We start from the raw sequence: 16,262 nt of genomic DNA, 5'->3' as shown, positions 1-16,262 counted from the left end.
AGTCACTACTGAATTCGACCGAGGGGCATCGATGACCGAGAACGTCCCCGTCAGCCGCCCGTCCGGATGCCCGTTCGACCCCGCCCACGAGTACGCCGCCTACCGCCGTACCGCGGGCCCGTCGAAGGTCTCCACCCCGGCCGGCGTCCAGGAGGTCTTCGCCCGCCTCTACATCCGCATCCCCACCCTCCGCCTCGCCGTACCCTTCGAGAAGATCCAGTACAAGAACAACACCCTGGTGTACGGCGTCATGTCACTCCCAGTCACCTGGACATGACCGCTACGGACCGCGATCTGAACAGCTCTTAACCGAACCCTGATCGGTTCCTGATCTCCGGGCCGCTACAGTCGAGCCGGTGAGTGAGTACTCGAGGGAAGAACAACGCAAGCCCCGTGTCGCCGTCGTCTTCGGTGGCCGGTCGAGCGAACACGCCATCTCCTGCGTGACCGCGGCCAACGTGCTGCAGGCGATCGACCGGGACAAGTACGACGTGGTCCCGGTCGGCATCAGCACGAGCGGCCACTGGGTCCTGGAAAGCGGCGACCCCGAGCGGCTGTCGATCACCGACGGCAAGCTCCCCGAGGTCGACGTGGCCGCGCTGCCGGTGCTCTTCGGCGCGAACCGCGAGCTCGTGGTGAGCGAAGCCGGCCAGGTCCCGAGCACGCTCGGTGAGGTCGACGTGGTCTTCCCGCTGCTGCACGGCCCCTGGGGCGAGGACGGCACCATCCAGGGCCTGCTCGAGATGTCCGACATCCGGTACGTCGGCTCCGGCGTACTGGCCAGCGCCGTCGGCATGGACAAGCACTACATGAAGGTCGTCTTCCAGGCCGCCGGCCTCGAGGTGACGCCGTACATCGTCATCCGGGACCGCGACTGGACCCAGGACCCGGCCGCGTGCCGGGCGGCTGTCGATGCGCTCGGCTACCCGGTGTTCGTGAAGCCGGCCCGGGGCGGCTCGAGCCTGGGCATCAGCAAGGTGAACAGCCTGGACGAGCTCGACGCCGCGATCGCCGAGGCGCGCTCGCACGACCCGAAGGTGCTCGTCGAGGCGTCCGCCAAGGCCCCGCGCGAGATCGAGGTCGGCGTACTCGGCGGGCTGAACGGCGGCAAGCCGGAGGTCAGCGTCTGCGGCGAGGCCGCGGTCTCGGGCGGCGGGCACGACTTCTACGACTTCGAGACCAAGTACCTCCCCGAGGGCGAGGAGTTCCTCGCGCTCTCGGTCCCGGCCGACCTCCCCGAGGAGATCGCCGCCGACATCCGCGCGAAGGCCCTCACCGCCTTCGACGCCATCGAGGCCGAGGGCCTGGCCCGTGTCGACTTCTTCCTGGACGCCGACGGCCGCGTCATCATCAACGAGATCAACACCATGCCCGGCTTCACGCCCACCAGCATGTTCCCCCGCCTCTGGGCAGCCTCCGGCATCGACTACCCAGCCCTCGTCGAACGCCTCCTGACCCTGGCCACAACCCGCCCGACCGGCCTCCGCTGAATCCGCCGCGGTCATAGCCGGCTCGCTCGGGTGTGGAGGTAGCGCTGCTGGGGGAGGCTGGTCGTCCTGCTGGCGGCTTCCTCGTAGGCCGCCCGGGCACCCGCCGTATCACCGGACATCTCGAGCAGATGGGCCCGGACGGCCGACAATCGGTGATCCTTGGCGATCCGGTCGTCGTCCTCGATCGAGGCGAGGAGCTCGAGCCCTTCGTCCGGCCCACGTGCCATCGCGACCGCCACGACGTGATTGAGCGCGACCATCGGGTTGTCGGTCACCTGGAGCAACACCTCGTACAGCGCGAGGATCTGGGCCCAGTCGGTCTCCTCGGCTGACGGCGACTCGTCGTGCACCGCCGCGATCGCGGCCTGCAACTGATAAGGCCCGACCGGCCCTCGGGGAAGTGCCGCGGTGATCAACTCGACGCCCTCCTCGATGAGCTCCCGGATCCAAAGCGACCGGTCCTGCTCGGCCATCGGGACCAGCTCCCCGAGCGGACCCGACCGCGCCGGCCGACGGGCATCGGTCAGCAACATCAGCGCCAGCAATCCCGTCACCTCGCTGTCGTCGGGCAGCAGCCGGTGCAGCATCCGCGCCAACCGGATGCCCTCGGCCGACAACTCGACCCGTTGCAGGCTCGGCCCCGTCGTGCTCGCATAGCCCTCGTTGAAAATCAGGTAGACGACCTGCAAGACGGCACCGAGCCGCTCCTCCCGGTCAGCCGGCAGCGTGAACCGCGCCCCGCTGTCCTTCACGGTCGCCTTCGCCCGGGTGATCCGCCGCGTCATCGTTGCCTCCGGCACCAGGAAGGCCCGGGCGATCTCCGCGGTGGTCAGACCCCCGACCGCCCGCAACGTCAACGCGATCTGCGACGCGGGCGACAGGGACGGATGGCAGCACATGAACAGCAGCACCAGCGTGTCGTCGGTGTCCGCGACCGGCTCGCCCGGCAGGGTCCACTGAGCCACCCGATCCTCACGCCGCTGACGGGCCTGCTCCCGGCGGAGCAGATCCGTCAGCCGGCGCGAAGCAACCGTGATCAGCCACCCGCGTGGACTGTCCGGCACGCCTTCGTCCGGCCACTGCTGCGCCGCCGCGAGCATCGCCTCCTGCACCGCGTCCTCAGCGATGTCGAAATGCCCGTACCGCCGGACCAGCGCCCCGAGCACCTGCGGCGCCAGCTCCCGCAGCAGATCCTCGAGAGCGCCGGTCATGAGCACCAGCCCCATGACCCGTCGCGCCGGAGACGTGGCATCAACATGGTCATGTCGATCACTCCAACAGGTCGTCCTGGCCGTCGACCAAAGGCCGGATGTCGGCGTAGGCGGTCGCACGGACGAAGTCCGGCGCTGGTGTGTCGCGGAGTCTGGCCGCGATCTCGGTCGCGCGGTCGAACGACTCGCACTCGACGATCCAGTATCCGGCCAGCACCTCTTGGGTCTCGGCGTACGGTCCGTCGGTCACCACCGACACGCCATCCTTCGAGCCCAGCCGTCTGGTCAGCACCGGCGCCGCGAGCGCACGGGTCTCGACCAGTTCACCGGACTCGGCCAGGTCGGCGTTGAACTTCGTCATGAACGCGCCCATCGCCGCGAAGTCCGCACCCGTCCAGGCCGGCGTCCCGGTGTCCTTTCCCGCCATCCCGTCGTAGTCCTGCTGCGACGCGTAGGTCAGGATCATGTACTTCATCGGATTCTCCCGTCGTCCCGGGCGCCCACCGCGGGCGCCTCTCAGCCGAGACGTCGCCCCCGCCGGCCCGAACCGGACATCGCCGCAGAGGAACTTCTCGACAGGGAGTATGCCGTCGTCAGATACAGGGCGTGACGAGTTTGTTGTACCTGTGGACAACGTCCGAGACGTCGGTCAGCGCGTTCGCCTCGGGCTTGTACTTCGACGGGACGGCGACCTCGAGGTAGAGGGCGCGCCCGATCGTGGTGAAGACGAAGCCGTTCGTGACCTCTTTGGCGAACCAGCCGACGCCGTTCACCTCGAAGCACTGCGACTGTGCATCGGCCATCCCGGCCGGCGGACTGACGCCACACGTGACCTCGATCGGCGGATCGCCGTACGCGGTGGTGAGCGGGCTGGCCGGCTCGGTCTTGCGTCGCTTGGCGTCCAGGACCTTCTCGGGTAAGGCCTTCACGAGCTGGGCGCAGGCGGCGGCGACCTCGGGCGCGGGGGACGGGACGGCGACGGGCGTAGGACCAGGGCTGCACCCGGCCAGGACGATCAGGCCGAGTGCGGCGAGGAGGAGTTTGGGCATGCGAAAGACGGGCGGGATCCGTGAGTGAGCTCAGATGTGGACGACGGGGCAGGTCAGGGTCCGGGTGATGCCGGGCACGTTCTGGACCCGGGCAACCACCAGTTTGCCCAGTTCGTCGACGTTGCGGGCTTCCGCGCGGACGATCACGTCGTACGGACCGGTGACGTCCTCGGCCAGGGTGACGCCCTGGACCTCGGCGATCTGTGCAGCGACGTCGGCCGCCTTGCCGACCTCGGTCTGGATCAGGATGTAGGCCTGGACCACCACGTCGTTCTCCACTCAGTCGTCCTCAGCTGGCTCCGGCTGTGCTCATGCGGGGTACTGCGCGACCGCCGGGCGTACTCTTCGTTGCCCGGTCACGGTACCGCCTAGACTCCGGTTGGCGATATGGGAGGTCTGTTGACGTGACAGAGACGTTGGGGAGCACAGGTGAGTTCGGTCTGATCGAGGCCGTCACCAAGGGGCTGTCCACAGGTGAGGACGTCCTGGTCGGACCCGGTGACGACGCTGCCGTGATGGCGGTGCCCGACGGGCGGATGGTGATCACGACCGATCTGCTGGTGGAAGGGCGCCATTTCCGCCAGGACTGGTCTTCGGCGTACGACGTGGGCCGTAAGGCCGCCGCGCAGAATCTGGCCGACATCATGGCGATGGGAGCCAGACCGACCGCACTCGTGGTCGGCTTCGGTGCGCCCGCCGACCTGCCGACGGCCTGGGCGCTGGAGCTCAACCAGGGCTTGGTCGACGAGTGTGAACTGGTCGAGGTGAGCATCATCGGTGGCGACACGGTCCAGTCGGACAAGATCGTCGTTTCGGTGACGGCGTTCGGTTCGCTCGACGGACGGCCCCCGGTGCTGCGTTCCGGTGCGCGGCCGGGCGATGAGGTCGCCTATATCGGCCGGCTGGGCTGGGCCGAGGCGGGCTGGGCGGTGCTGGCGCGTGGGTTCCGCTCGCCGCGGGCTGTGGTCGAGGCGCATCGCCGCCCACAACCGCCGTACGCCGAAGGTCCGCGGGCCGCTCTAGCCGGAGCGTCCTCGCTGTGCGACGTGAGCGACGGACTGCTCGCTGACCTCGGGCACATCGCGGTTGCCAGCGACGTTGTCATCGATGTGCACACGCATGCGCTGACCGTGCCCGAGCCTCTCCAGGCCGTGGCTGCCGCGACCGGTGTGGACGCGCTGAAGTTCGTGCTGACCGGCGGCGAGGACCATGCGCTGGTCGGCACCTTCGAGCCGGCCGACGTACCCGAGGGCTGGACCGTCATCGGCTCGGTTGCTGAAGGCAACGAAGAGCGCCCGGGCGGGAACGTCACGGTGGACGGCGCGCCGTATGCTGCCGAGTCCGGTCACGCCCACTTCAGGAGTTGAGATGCTGCCCAGAGTGCTGACCATCGCCGGCTCGGACTCCGGTGGCGGAGCCGGGATCCAGGCAGACCTCAAGGCGATGCTGGCCAACGGTGTGCACGGCATGAGCGTGCTGACCGCGATCACCGCGCAGAACAGCCTCGGCGTCCAGGGCGCGTGGGAACTGCCGGAGGAACAGGTCCGGGCCCAGTTCCGCAGCGTGGTGGACGACATCGGTGTCGATGCGGTGAAGACCGGCATGCTGGCGTCGGCATCGATGGTCAGCGTGGTCGCGTCGCTGCTGCGGACGCTGCCACCGTCGGTGCTAGTGGTGGTCGACCCGGTGTCGGTATCGAAGCACGGCGACGCATTACTCGCGGCCGACGCGATGGACGCCGTACGCACCGAGATCGTCCCCATGGCCACCGTCCTCACGCCCAACCTCACTGAGCTCGGACCGCTCGCCGGAGTCGACCTGGAGACGGTGGAGGACCGGGAGCGCGCGGCCGAGCTGCTATTGGACGCTGGTGCGTCGTGGGTACTGGTGAAGGGCGGTCATGACGTCGGTACGGCGTCGGTGGACGTGCTGCACGGTCCAGGAGTACGACGGTCTTACAGTGCAGTGCGGCTGGACAACAGACACACACACGGCACCGGATGCACGCTGGCCAGCGCGATCGCGTCGTACCTGGCCCGTGGGTACGACGTACCGAGTGCAGTGGGCGCTGCGAAGGAGTACGTGACTGGGGCGATCGCGGCCGGGTTCGCACTCGGTGGTGGAATCGGTCCGGTCGATCACGCGTGGAGATTTCGAGGGAGTGGCAGTTGACGATCCAGCAGCCCCCGGTTGACGGGTACTGCGAGCAGTGCGGCTTCAACTACGACACGGGTGACCTGCAGGGCACGGTGACGCTGCTCATCCGGCAAGCGGCGGACTGCAGCATGGCGCTCACCAAGGCCGCGGCCGGTCCGGACCCGGACGTCGTACGGCTGCGTCCGGAGCCCGACGTGTGGTCGGCGATCGAGTACGCCTGCCACGTGCGCGACGTACTGGAGATCCAGCGGCAGCGGATCGCGCAGTGCCTGGCGGAGGACCGGCCGGTGTACGCGCCGATGGACCGGACTCGCCGGGTGAAGCAGTTCAAGTACGAGGAGCAGGACCCGATGGAGGTGGCGGCCGCGCTGATGCGGTTCGCTCGGGAGTTCGGGGCCGCCGCGCGGGTGCTCACGCCGCCGCAGCTCGGGAGGTTGGGGCTCTACAACTACCCGGTACGCGCGCCCCGCACGTTGGGCTGGATCATCCGGCACACCGCGCACGAGATCCAGCACCACCGGCTCGACCTCATCACGATCCTGGCGAAGGTCGAACCACCGATCGTCCCCAGGCCCAAGGCAGAGCCCGCGTCGGAGGCCGAGTCGTCGTCGGAAACCGAGCCGTCGTTGGAGGCCGAGTCGGAGTCTGGGGAGAAGGCGGCCGACTAGTGCTGCGCGGCCCAGGCGGCGATGGCGGGCTGGCTGGTGAGGTGATCGAGGGCCAGTGCCGCGGCACCGCGGAGCGGGCCGTCGGGCTGATACGTGGCGGCAAGGATCGGTGGGGGAGAGCCGCGGTGGAAGGTCATGAGTCCGTCTAGGTAGGCCTGCTCGAAGGTGGGCGCCGCAGCGGCCCGGAGTGGGATCGCCAGGCCACCGATCGTGACCACATCAGGGTCGTGGGCGTTCACGAGCCCGGCGATGCCGGTGGCGAGAGCGGCGACGACCTTGGTGACCGCACGAGTCGCAGCACGGTCGGTACGTCGCAGCACGGCCTCGGTGTAGCCGTACGGATCGTCCGGGGTCGGCTCCTTGAGATGCCTGGCCAGCGCGCGACCGTCGATGTCCAGATCCCAGCAGCCACGGGCGCCGCAGGCACACAACCGGCTGCGGTCCCCGAAGGGCATGTGGCCGTACTCGCCGCCGGCTCCGGACGCGCCCTGTACCGCTACGCCGTCGATCAGCAGGGTCCCGCCGAGACCTACCTCGACTATGAGGTGCAGCGCCGTACCGGCCCCGGCAGCAGCGCCAGTGCGGGCCTCGGCCACACCACTGAGGGTTGCGTCATTGCCGGCGAGCAGTGGGAGTCCAGTACCCGCGGTGACGGTCTCCAGGTCCAGCTCGGCCCAGTTCAGCGTCGGCGCCTGCATCAAGTGGTTGTCACGGATAGTGCCCGGTGCAGCCAGGCTCACCAGGCGCAGACGAGCGCCGTACCGCTGCTGTGTCCGCTCCACCTCGCGCCGCAGGTTGCTGAGCACCACCTGCGCCCGCCTGCTGCGATGGCGCTTGTTTTGCTGGTCTAGAAGTGTCCCGTCGAGCGTGACGACCGCACTCCGCCAGCTGCTCTGCCTCAGGTCGAGCGCGAGCACTACCGGCCCTTGCGGATGCGCTCGTAGCAGTGTCGTCGGCCGCCCCCGACCCTGACTGGGTGCAGGGACCTCGGTGAGCAGGTGTACGTCGCGTAGCCGGGCGGTGACCTCGGTCGCCGAGCCGGTGCTCAGCCGCAGCTCTCGCGCCACCGCGGCCCGGGTGATTCCGGGCCGGCGGCTGAGCTGCGCCAGTACGTCCGAAGCCGTCTGCCACTGTCCCCGACGCACTGGAGTCATAGCATCGTTTTACCTTATGCTCGTAGGACGAGTTTAATTGGAGGGGTCATGAACGTCCGGGACATCCGCGCCGTGCTGTTCGACATGGACGGCACACTGGTCGACTCCGACGATGCCGTCGACCGAGCGTGGACACGGTGGGCGGTGGAGTACGGCGTACCCCCTGCCGACGCACTCGCCATCGCCTACGGCAGCCCGTCCGAGACGACGATCGCGCGCCTCCGGCCTGATCTCTCCGCCGAGGAGTGGTCCGCGGCGGCGGCACGCTTGCTGGATCTCGAGTGCGATGACCTGACGGACGTCGTGCCCGCACCCGGTGCGATCGAGCTGATCGGCACACTGGAGCGGCTTGGTCTGCCGTGGGCTGTCTTCACGAGCGCGTCCAACCGGCTGGCGAAGGTCCGCCTGGGCGCCGCCGGCATCTCCCCGTCGATCCTGGTAACCGTCGACGACGTCACCCACGGCAAGCCTGATCCCGAGGGCTACCTGTGCGCCGCCGAGCTCCTCGGCGTACCGCCTCGGCACTGCCTGGTGGTCGAGGACACCGAGGTCGGTCTGTCAGCCGGCCGCGCCGCCGGTGCGGTCACCGCCGGCCTGAAGGGCACCCGCGCCGACATCGAGCTGCCCGACCTGCACCGCCTGGTGACACTGTTCACCGACCTGAGCGCCAGATGAGCCCCAACGCGGAAGGCCGGATGGATTCCGCGGCGCGCGGAGACGAGATCCGGATCGGTCTCGGGCTGTCGTCGATGGGATACGTGCTCGCCGGGCTCGGAGGCTGCGTTGCGATCCTGGCGCGAGATCTGGACGAACCCACAAGTCGGCTGGCCCTGCTGTCATCGGGATTCGCGGCCGGGCTGCTATTCGTCGCGCTGGTCGGCCCACGACTGCTCCGGTCCTGGTCGATGACATCTGTCCTCTCACTCGGCGCGGTCATCTGCGCGATGGGCACGGTGCTGCTCGCGGTCGCTCCGGTGTACGCCGTCGCGATCGCCGGCGGACTGTGCATCGGACTGGGTGGCGCACTGCTGGTCCTCGTCACCCCGCTGATGCTGGACGGCCCCACAGCCGCCGCACGACTCAGCCGGGTCAATGCGGTCGCCAGTGCGACCGGCATCCTCGCACCTCTCGCCATCGGTGCCCTTGACTCGCTCGGCCCCACCGGCCGTCTGGCCATGCTGGCCGCCGCTCCGCCTCTTCTGGTGCTCGCTGTCATGACGCGACGCTCGAAGCCGGTCGCCCCCCGCGCCCCTGTCTTGATCGACTCTGCGCCCGCAGCGGCTGTTGGCAGGTCTCATAGCCGTCCCAGGGTGGGGCGGCAGGTTGCGACGGCGGTCGGCCTCGGGTGGCTGCGCATCGTACTGTCCGTGGCCGTCGAGTTCTGCTTCGTGGTGTGGGCAGTAGCCCGGCTGGTCGCCGCCGGGTTGCCGACGGCAACAGCCGCGTTGCTCGGCAGCGCGTTCCCCATCGGCATGGCGGTCGGCCGGGTGATCGGCCCGATCCACTGGCGCGGCTGGTCGCCCGTCGTACCGTCAGGGGTCTTCGCGGTCGTCGGCACGCTGCTCGTCAGCCTCTTCGACGTGCCTGCTGTCGTAGCGATCGGACTGGTTGTCGCGGGGATCGGCGTCGCTCCGCTCTACCCCGTCACCCTCGCGGCCCTGGTCGCGACCCCCGGCCTCAGCCCTGCCCGGCTGGCAGCGATCGGTGCGATGGCGTCCGGTGTGGCGATCCTGGTCGCGCCGGCGGCTCTCGCTCTGCTCGCTCGAGCCGTCGACCTGCGTACGGCGTATCTGATCACCCTCCCTCTTCTCGCAGCCCTCTTCGCGTTGAGCCGCCGACCGAGAACCTCCCTGGTCGAGAGCCTCGGCCGGGACGACGTCCACGCCCGGCGCGACAGCCCTTGCGCTGTCGACGGACTCGCTCCGCACGTCGATTGACGGCCACGTAGCATCAGTCGGCATGGAGTGCTTTGCCGCCTGGCGTACCCGCCGCTGAAGGTCGACCCGCCGCATCGCGAACTGCGAGCGGGTCCCGTCATGTCCTGACCCCTTCAGTGCGAGAGGCACACTTCATGCTCATTCGTTCGTACGTTCACTCTGACCTGTCCCGGCTCATCGAACTGACCATCGAGACGTTCGGGCCGTTCTACGAGGATTCCTTCCGCCCGCTCGTCGGCGAACTCATCTTCTCCATCCAGCACGGCAATTGGCGCGACGACTACCGCAAGCAGGTCGCCGGACTCCATGACCCCGACTCCTGCAAGTACGTCGCGGTCGCGGAGGAGGACGACGTACTCGCGGGCTACGTCGCATGGACCGTGGACCCGGCGCGCCCGGTCCACGGCACGATCACGATCCTCGCCGTCGCGGCCGAGCACCGCCGAGAGGCCCTCGGCACCGCCCTGTGTGAGCACGCCTTCGATGCGATGCGGGCGCAGGGTGCGGAAATGGTCGAGATCGGCACCGGTGGCGATGACTTCCACGCGCCCGCCCGCGCCTTCTACGAGAGCCTCGGCTGCATCAAGCTCCCCCTCGCGGTCTACTTCCGCACGCTCTGATCCAGCCGGGCGTCAGGCACGGCGCGAGTCCGTCGACAACAGCTCGCACGTTGTGGACGGACTCGCGCCCACGTCGACGAACAACCGGTGCCAGGAGAAGTGATCCCCCGACGCGGGTGTCTGGGCATACCATCGATCGCCTCACTGCGTGATGTGATGTTTCCCCTTGTGGATAAGGGGTTTCGGGGTTTCGTCGATTTGCGGCGGTGTGTCTCTGGCGCGTACTATCGAACACATGTTCGAGGGAGATCTGGCGACGCTGTCGACGGCCGACCTGCTGGAGTCGGCCGTCGAGTGGCGTGCCGTGGGTGTCCGGGCCGATGTCCGGGTCCTGGAGGTCGCCTTGGTCTATGCCGATCGCTTTCACCCTGACGCGGGCCCGGTCCGCCCGGGCCGCCGTGCCTGCGACGGCCGCGAACGCGCGGTGGTTTTGGGTGGTGACGGGTGTCCGGAGGTCTTGGAGTTCGCGGTCGCGGAGTTCGCGGTGGTGCTGGGGATCTCGCCGCGGGTCGCCGCGGACTATCTGGGGCAGGCGTTGGCGTTGCGGCACCGGTTCCCGTTCACCTGGGCGCGGGTCCTGGCCGGTGAGGCCACCGCGTGGAAGGCGTGCCGGATCGTGGCCGACTGCGTGAAGCTGTCCGCGGACGCCGCCGCCTATGTCGACCAGCGGATCGCGCGACTCATCGACTCGATCACCCCGTACCGGTTGAACAAGATCGTCCAGGCCGCGAAGATGCACGCCGATGCCGATTTGGCGCGGGCCGAGGCGGCCGAGAAGACCCGCGAACGCGGCGTGTTCGTCGGCCGCGCGGATGAGCACGGCACCAAGACCATGTACATCAAGGCCGCCGCCGGTGCAGTGATCCGGAACAAGGCGACCCTCGACGCGATCGCCGAGGCGCTGAAGACCTTCGGCGACACCCGCCCGGTCCAGCACCGCCGCGCGGACGCGGTCGGCATCCTCGCCGACCCCCGCTACACCCAAGAACTCCTCACCCAAGCCCGCCACCACCACCTCACCACCCCGGCCCCAGACACCCCGTCCCCGGACACCCCGTCCCCGGACACCCCGTCCCCGGACACCACGGCCCCGGACACCACGGCCCGGGAGACCGCGGCCCGGGAGACCGCGGCCCGGGAGACCACGGCCCGGGACACCGCGGCGCCGGACACTACGGCCCGGGACACCGGGTCCCCGGACACGACGGCCCCGGACACCGCGGCCCCGGACGCCGCGGGGCCGGTGAGCACGAGCCGTCCGGGTGCGAGCCACCGGGCAGCTGGACCGCTCCGTCGAGGCCGGCGGGGCGCCGGGTGCCCCGAGGCCGGTGACGACGATCGTCCTCACGCGACCACCGACGACCTGGCCCGGGCTCGTGCCGGCCACCAGGTCGACTCGGGTCACGGCATCGCTGCCGCGGGGGCGAGCGGGATGCCCGGCGCGGGCTCGGCATCCCGGAGGGGTGATCAGGACCGGACCGGCAACCGGACCGGCATCCACGCCGAGCCCGGCCTGGACGACGAGGCCGACCGCGACGCGCCCCACCCGAGTAGCAGCGACCTGCCCGACCCCCTCGACACCCCCGACACCGTGCCGATCGAACCCTTCGACCCGGCCGACCCCGGCCTACACCTCGACCCCGACGACGGCCGGCCCATGGATGCGGCCGCCCGCCGCGCGGTGCACGCGCGCCTGGCCCGGATCAAACACGACGCCTACACCAACCCCACCAGCCGACGGGTGCGTCCGGGCCAGACCCAGATCTACGTTCACCTCACCGACCACACCCTGGCCACCGGCACCGGCGTCCTCCGCGCCGAAGGCATCGGCCCGCTGCTCGCCGACCAGCTGAGCGAGCTCGTCGGCCACGGCCCGTACACCGTGAAGCCGGTCATCGACCTGAACGACGCAGTCAGCGTGGACGCCTACGAGATCCCCGACCGGATCCGCGAACGCGTCAAACTCACCCACCCGGTCGAGTTGTTCCCGTTCGGCACCCAAGAGACCCACCGCGGCATGGACCTGGACCACCTCCAGCCCTACGACCCCCTCGGCCCACCGGGCCAAACCAGCACCACCAATCTCGCGCCGCTGGGCCGGTACGGCCACCGGGTCAAGACCCACGCCCACGGCTGGACCGTCCGCCGCCTCGACCACAAGACTCTGGAATGGACCACGCCCCACGGCTTCCGATTCCACGTCGACCCCACCGGCACCCACCGAGTCCAGGCGCCGCGTCAGGCGGCTGACCCAGGTTGAACCGAAGGTTCGGGATCGCTAGCGCCTACGGCTTGGCGTACTTGCCGACCATCTTGACCAGAGCGTCCGGCGGGACGACCTTGACGTGCGGCGCGAGTCCGTCGACCACAGCCAGTACGTTGTCGACGGACTTGCTCCAGGCGTGCCACACAACGACTGAGTAGCCGGCGGTGGAGTGCGGGTTGCGAGTGGCGGCGTTGAGTTCGGCGGTAACGGAGGCTTCGTCGGCGCCGTCGAGGCCGTCCCAGAGCATGGTGCGGGCTGAGATGACTGGCTTGCCTTCGGACCAGGTGACCTTGCCTTTGAGGCCGTCGTAGCGGGAGTACTCGAGGTAGATCAGGCCGTCGATCTCCGGGCGCTTGAGGTACGACGACCACAGGGCGGTGTTCTCGAAGGAGTTGAAGTCAATGATCTGGGCGACGGAGAGGTCGGCGCGTCCCATCGATCGGGCAAGGGACGCGGTGTGCTTCTCCAACGCGGCCGCCGGATACCTGCTCGGGTACATGTAGCCGCCGCCGGACGGTCCAACGACCCAGCGGTCCTTGCGGGACTGGTCGTAGTACCACCGCATGACTGAGGGTGCGAGGTCGATGAGTGAGGGGGAGATGCCCCAACCCAGGTCGATCTCTCCGCGGCGGGGGCTTCCGAACCAGCGTTTGTCGGTGGGGAAGTCGCCGAGCATCCACTGGATGTTGTCGCCATCGGTGATCAGGAAGGTGACGTAGTGGGCATTCGGGTCCGGTTCAGGGGCCCTCCCCCCACCCCCTCCGCGCTGGCTCAACCGGTCCTCGCGGATGCCTGACAAGACTGACAGATTGCGGGCGTGGTCGGCCGGCAGGGCCTTGACGCCGGCCGTCGAGTTCACGCCGATGAAGGCGTCCTCGCCGTTCGACGCGTCGCCCCAGCCGATCACCGTGGCGTCGTCGTCGAGGGCGTTGACCACCTCGGCGCGGAAGTCCGAGTTGCCGTCGAAGAAGGCGAGCGTCCCCGCCATCGTCACGTAGTCCCGCAGTCGCTCCGGCCAGTCTGTTCTCTGCTCGACCGCGACGTCGTGCCGCAGCCGTGGCCAGTAGTTGTCCACGACCCAGCGATCGTCCTTGTCCCGCACGTCCAGGATCTTGCGCAATCCGTGCTGGATCGCGAGCGCCTCCAAGCTCTCCTCGATTGCCACGGCACCCGTCAGGCCGGCGAGCGTGGTCGCCACGTTGACCGACGGAGTGCCCGTTCGAAAGAGAAGATATCCGTCGACGCCCGACCGGCTGACGGTTTTCCACAGGTCCCCGGTACGGGTCCGGACGCCGTACCGGGAGACGAGGTCGTCGAGCCAGAACTGGTAGCCCAGCGACGGGATGTTCAGATAGAGCGATTCGCCACCGCGGCGCGCCATCAGACCCTGCAGCGTGGTCGCGAGTGTCCGCTCGGCGGGGCTCAGCGAGTCTTCGGTCAAGATGTTCAACAAGCGCGGGGGCTGCCCCTTCGGGTACTGCGGGCCAGGAGAGGCGGGCGTGCCGAAGGCGAAGGATGGCGCCAGCGAGCCGAGTCCCAACCCAGCAGTCAGGCCGAGCGCGCGGCGGCGGGTCAGGGTGAGACGTCGGCGATCGGACATGTGGTGCCTCCAGGGAGCGGCTGGTGACTGTCCTACGTTGTCATCTGCCCGGCGACGATGCCACAACCACCCTCACGCCACAAGACCTCAGTCCGGAACCGGCAGCCCAAAACGGCGAAGCAGCTCGACCAGCGCCGGCACCCCGGCCGACAGGTCGTACACCTCGGCCCGCAGTCCGACGCCCAAAGCACCCGCCACGTTGGCTTCGTTGTCGTCGATGAAGAGCACCTCCGAGGCGGACACCTGCAGAGCAGCGAGGATCGCCCGGAAGTACGCCGGATCCGGCTTGGCCAGCCCGAGATCACACGAGTAGAAGGTCTGGTCGAACCAGGCGCCGTACCCGCGTTCGTCCTGCATGATCGCCCGCCGGTAGGCCTGCTGGTTGGTCGCGAGATGACACCCGATCCCGGCCGTCCGCAGCGAGCCGATCAGCGAGATGACCGCCGGCTCGGCGGCGAACCAGTGCCACGGCTCCATGGCCTCCTCGACCGAGGCAGGCGAGTTCCAGCGGTGGAGCACCTCGGCCACCGCGTCCCGGAAGTCGCCCTTCCCGACCAAACTCGGCTTCTCGGCGGCCATCAGGTCGGCGACGAAAGCGTCGCTGTCGGAGGGGACGAGCGAGGTCAGGCGGGCCCACCAGTCCTGGCTGGGGCGCTGGACGACGCCATCGGCATCGAAGAGTACGGCGGAGAGCATGCCGCCCATCCTGTCATCCGCGCCAACCTGGACGAGCCCTTGACCGGTTCAGTCGGAATGCGCTTACCTAATGGCAACGTAAACATATGTGGACACCTTCCGGCGAAATCCAACAGAAAGCGCCAGGTGAGGCGTATGACCCTGAGCAGAAGAAAGTTCCTAGCGTTCGGCTCCGCCGCGGCCGCCGCGGGTCTCACCGGGTGCGGCTCGCGAAGTTCACTCGGCGGATCCGACGAGCTCAGCATGTGGACCTGGGTCGGTTCGGTCAACGACGGCCTGATCGGTCAGGCGGAGAAGGCGATCCCGGGGTACGACGGCATGAAGCTGGCGATGACCCGAATCGGGACCAACTACAAGACCAAGGTGCTGACCTCCCTGGCCGGCAAGTCACTCGTGCCCGACATCGTCGCGATCAACGACGACGTGGCGACGTACTTCCCGAACCAGGACCAGTTCGTCGACCTCAAGACGCTCGGCGCCAACGAGCTCGAACAAGACTTCCTGCCCTGGAAGTGGAAGCTCGGGATCACCCCCGAGGGCCGGATGATGGCCTACCCGATGGACACCGGACCGACCGCGCTGTTCTACCGGACGGACATCTTCCAGAAGGCCGGTATCGACACCGACCCCGCCGCGGTCGCCGAGCTGGCGCCGGACTGGGACAGCTACATCGAGCTCGGGAAGAAGCTCAAGGCCGCCGTGCCCGGCTCGGCCATCACGGACAACATCACCGGTGTCTTCAGCTACGCGCTGGCCCAGCAGTCCAAGCGCTACATGAGCGAAGACGGCCAGTACATCGGTGACCAGGACCACATCCGCTCCGCGTTCGATCTCTCGATCCGGGTGGTCAAGGAAGGGCTGTCCGCGAACGCACAGTCCGGTACGACGGACGCGAACGCCGTGGTCACCAACGGCAAGCTGGTCGCGTACAACGCCGCGGTCTGGTGGGCGCAGCTCGGACCGAAGAACGCGGCCCCGAAGACGAAGGGACTCTGGCGGGTGACGGCGGCTCCTGGTGGCGCCGGCAACCGTGGCGGGTCCTTCCTGGCGATCACGAAGTACTGCAAGAACCCGAAGGCGGCCTTCGCGTTCATCAGCTGGCTGGAGTCGGCCAAGAACCAGGCCCAGGCGTTCCTCGACCCGGTGCTGTTCCCGTCCACCCCGGCCAGCTACACCGACCAGACGATGGCCGCACCGGATCCGTTCTTCGGTGGCCAGAAGATCGTCGACGTGTTCGCCGCGTCGGCCAAGAAGTATCCCGGTGCCTACTTCTCGCCGTACGACACCATCATCGATACGCCGCTCGGCGCCGAGCTGGTGAACGTCGAAGTGGCCGGGAAATCGCCGGACCAGGCCTGGGCGGACGCGCAGCGCCAGATCGAACGTGAACTCACCCGAGCGGGGGCGATCTGAG

Annotated in this window: 17 protein-coding genes; 10 read left to right on the top strand and 7 right to left on the bottom strand. The window is 68.7% G+C overall.

The genetic code is table 11. The features are described 5' to 3' along the window. Positions 1 to 31 precede the first annotated feature (31 nt). Both OG555_RS42105 and OG555_RS42100 read left to right on the top strand, forming a co-directional pair. Entirely contained in the window at positions 32 to 277 is a 246-nt protein-coding gene (locus OG555_RS42105; protein WP_329479686.1) for a hypothetical protein, read from the top strand. Between the two features lie 79 nt (positions 278 to 356). Beyond that, on the top strand, positions 357 to 1,490 hold the full coding sequence (locus tag OG555_RS42100; protein WP_329479684.1) for a D-alanine--D-alanine ligase family protein: 1,134 nt from the start codon (positions 357 to 359) through the stop codon (positions 1,488 to 1,490). Between the two features lie 11 nt (positions 1,491 to 1,501). Here OG555_RS42100 and OG555_RS42095 read toward each other — a convergent pair whose 3' ends face one another. From OG555_RS42095 to OG555_RS42080, 4 genes are all read right to left on the bottom strand, one after another. Then, positions 1,502 to 2,701, bottom strand: coding sequence for an RNA polymerase sigma factor (locus tag OG555_RS42095; protein ID WP_329479682.1), 1,200 nt, complete (start codon positions 2,699 to 2,701; stop codon positions 1,502 to 1,504). A gap of 58 nt (positions 2,702 to 2,759) precedes the next feature. After that, entirely contained in the window at positions 2,760 to 3,176 is a 417-nt protein-coding gene (locus OG555_RS42090; RefSeq protein WP_329479680.1) for a YciI family protein, read from the bottom strand. Positions 3,177 to 3,294: 118 nt separating this feature from the next. Next, positions 3,295 to 3,750, bottom strand: coding sequence for a DUF3515 domain-containing protein (locus OG555_RS42085; RefSeq protein WP_329479678.1), 456 nt, complete (start codon positions 3,748 to 3,750; stop codon positions 3,295 to 3,297). Positions 3,751 to 3,780: 30 nt separating this feature from the next. Further along, positions 3,781 to 4,017 carry an Lrp/AsnC family transcriptional regulator gene (locus tag OG555_RS42080; RefSeq protein WP_184806149.1) on the bottom strand — a complete coding sequence of 79 codons (237 nt, stop codon included), beginning with the start codon at positions 4,015 to 4,017 and terminating at the stop codon, positions 3,781 to 3,783. A 137-nt stretch (positions 4,018 to 4,154) separates the two neighbouring features. Between OG555_RS42080 and OG555_RS42075 the strand changes: the two genes are divergently transcribed. From OG555_RS42075 to OG555_RS42065, 3 genes are read left to right on the top strand one after another with little or no spacing between them, the layout of a single operon-like run. After that, a complete protein-coding gene (locus OG555_RS42075) occupies positions 4,155 to 5,117 on the top strand; it encodes a thiamine-phosphate kinase (protein WP_328519390.1) in 963 nt (320 codons plus the stop codon). A gap of 1 nt (position 5,118) precedes the next feature. Further along, positions 5,119 to 5,922 (top strand): bifunctional hydroxymethylpyrimidine kinase/phosphomethylpyrimidine kinase, encoded by an 804-nt coding sequence (thiD, locus tag OG555_RS42070; RefSeq protein ID WP_329479676.1) that lies wholly within the window; start codon positions 5,119 to 5,121, stop codon positions 5,920 to 5,922. Then, a complete protein-coding gene (locus OG555_RS42065; protein WP_329479675.1) occupies positions 5,919 to 6,575 on the top strand; it encodes a DinB family protein in 657 nt (218 codons plus the stop codon). Before thiD ends, OG555_RS42065 begins: the two co-directional genes overlap by 4 nt. Here OG555_RS42065 and OG555_RS42060 read toward each other — a convergent pair. Continuing rightward, entirely contained in the window at positions 6,572 to 7,729 is a 1,158-nt protein-coding gene (locus OG555_RS42060; RefSeq protein WP_329479673.1) for an ROK family transcriptional regulator, read from the bottom strand. The two genes, OG555_RS42065 and OG555_RS42060, sit on opposite strands and share 4 nt — an antisense overlap. 48 nt (positions 7,730 to 7,777) lie before the next feature. Here OG555_RS42060 and OG555_RS42055 point away from each other — a divergent pair, with 48 nt between their 5' ends. The 4 genes from OG555_RS42055 to OG555_RS42040 all read left to right on the top strand — a co-directional run bounded on the left by OG555_RS42055 (position 7,778) and on the right by OG555_RS42040 (position 12,546). Beyond that, on the top strand, positions 7,778 to 8,404 hold the full coding sequence (locus tag OG555_RS42055) for an HAD-IA family hydrolase (protein ID WP_329479671.1): 627 nt from the start codon (positions 7,778 to 7,780) through the stop codon (positions 8,402 to 8,404). Next, positions 8,401 to 9,666, top strand: coding sequence for an MFS transporter (locus OG555_RS42050; RefSeq protein WP_329479669.1), 1,266 nt, complete (start codon positions 8,401 to 8,403; stop codon positions 9,664 to 9,666). Before OG555_RS42055 ends, OG555_RS42050 begins: the two co-directional genes overlap by 4 nt. A gap of 134 nt (positions 9,667 to 9,800) precedes the next feature. Further along, complete coding sequence (locus OG555_RS42045) at positions 9,801 to 10,286, top strand: GNAT family N-acetyltransferase (protein ID WP_329479667.1); 486 nt, start codon at positions 9,801 to 9,803, stop codon at positions 10,284 to 10,286. A gap of 235 nt (positions 10,287 to 10,521) precedes the next feature. Continuing rightward, a complete protein-coding gene (locus OG555_RS42040; protein ID WP_329479665.1) occupies positions 10,522 to 12,546 on the top strand; it encodes a hypothetical protein in 2,025 nt (674 codons plus the stop codon). 25 nt (positions 12,547 to 12,571) lie between these two features. Here OG555_RS42040 and OG555_RS42035 read toward each other — a convergent pair whose 3' ends face one another. Beyond that, positions 12,572 to 14,152 carry a GxGYxYP domain-containing protein gene (locus OG555_RS42035; RefSeq protein ID WP_329479663.1) on the bottom strand — a complete coding sequence of 527 codons (1,581 nt, stop codon included), beginning with the start codon at positions 14,150 to 14,152 and terminating at the stop codon, positions 12,572 to 12,574. Between the two features lie 87 nt (positions 14,153 to 14,239). Beyond that, positions 14,240 to 14,857 carry an HAD family hydrolase gene (locus tag OG555_RS42030; protein ID WP_329479661.1) on the bottom strand — a complete coding sequence of 206 codons (618 nt, stop codon included), beginning with the start codon at positions 14,855 to 14,857 and terminating at the stop codon, positions 14,240 to 14,242. Positions 14,858 to 14,983: 126 nt separating this feature from the next. Here OG555_RS42030 and OG555_RS42025 point away from each other — a divergent pair, with 126 nt between their 5' ends. Continuing rightward, on the top strand, positions 14,984 to 16,261 hold the full coding sequence (locus tag OG555_RS42025) for an ABC transporter substrate-binding protein (RefSeq protein ID WP_329479659.1): 1,278 nt from the start codon (positions 14,984 to 14,986) through the stop codon (positions 16,259 to 16,261). Position 16,262 lies beyond the last annotated feature (1 nt).

It is taken from the genome of Kribbella sp. NBC_01484, from assembly GCF_036227145.1.
GTDB lineage: Bacteria > Actinomycetota > Actinomycetes > Propionibacteriales > Kribbellaceae > Kribbella.
The sequence above is the reverse complement of the archived record's forward strand: the minus strand, read 5'-3'. Positions and strand labels throughout refer to the sequence as shown.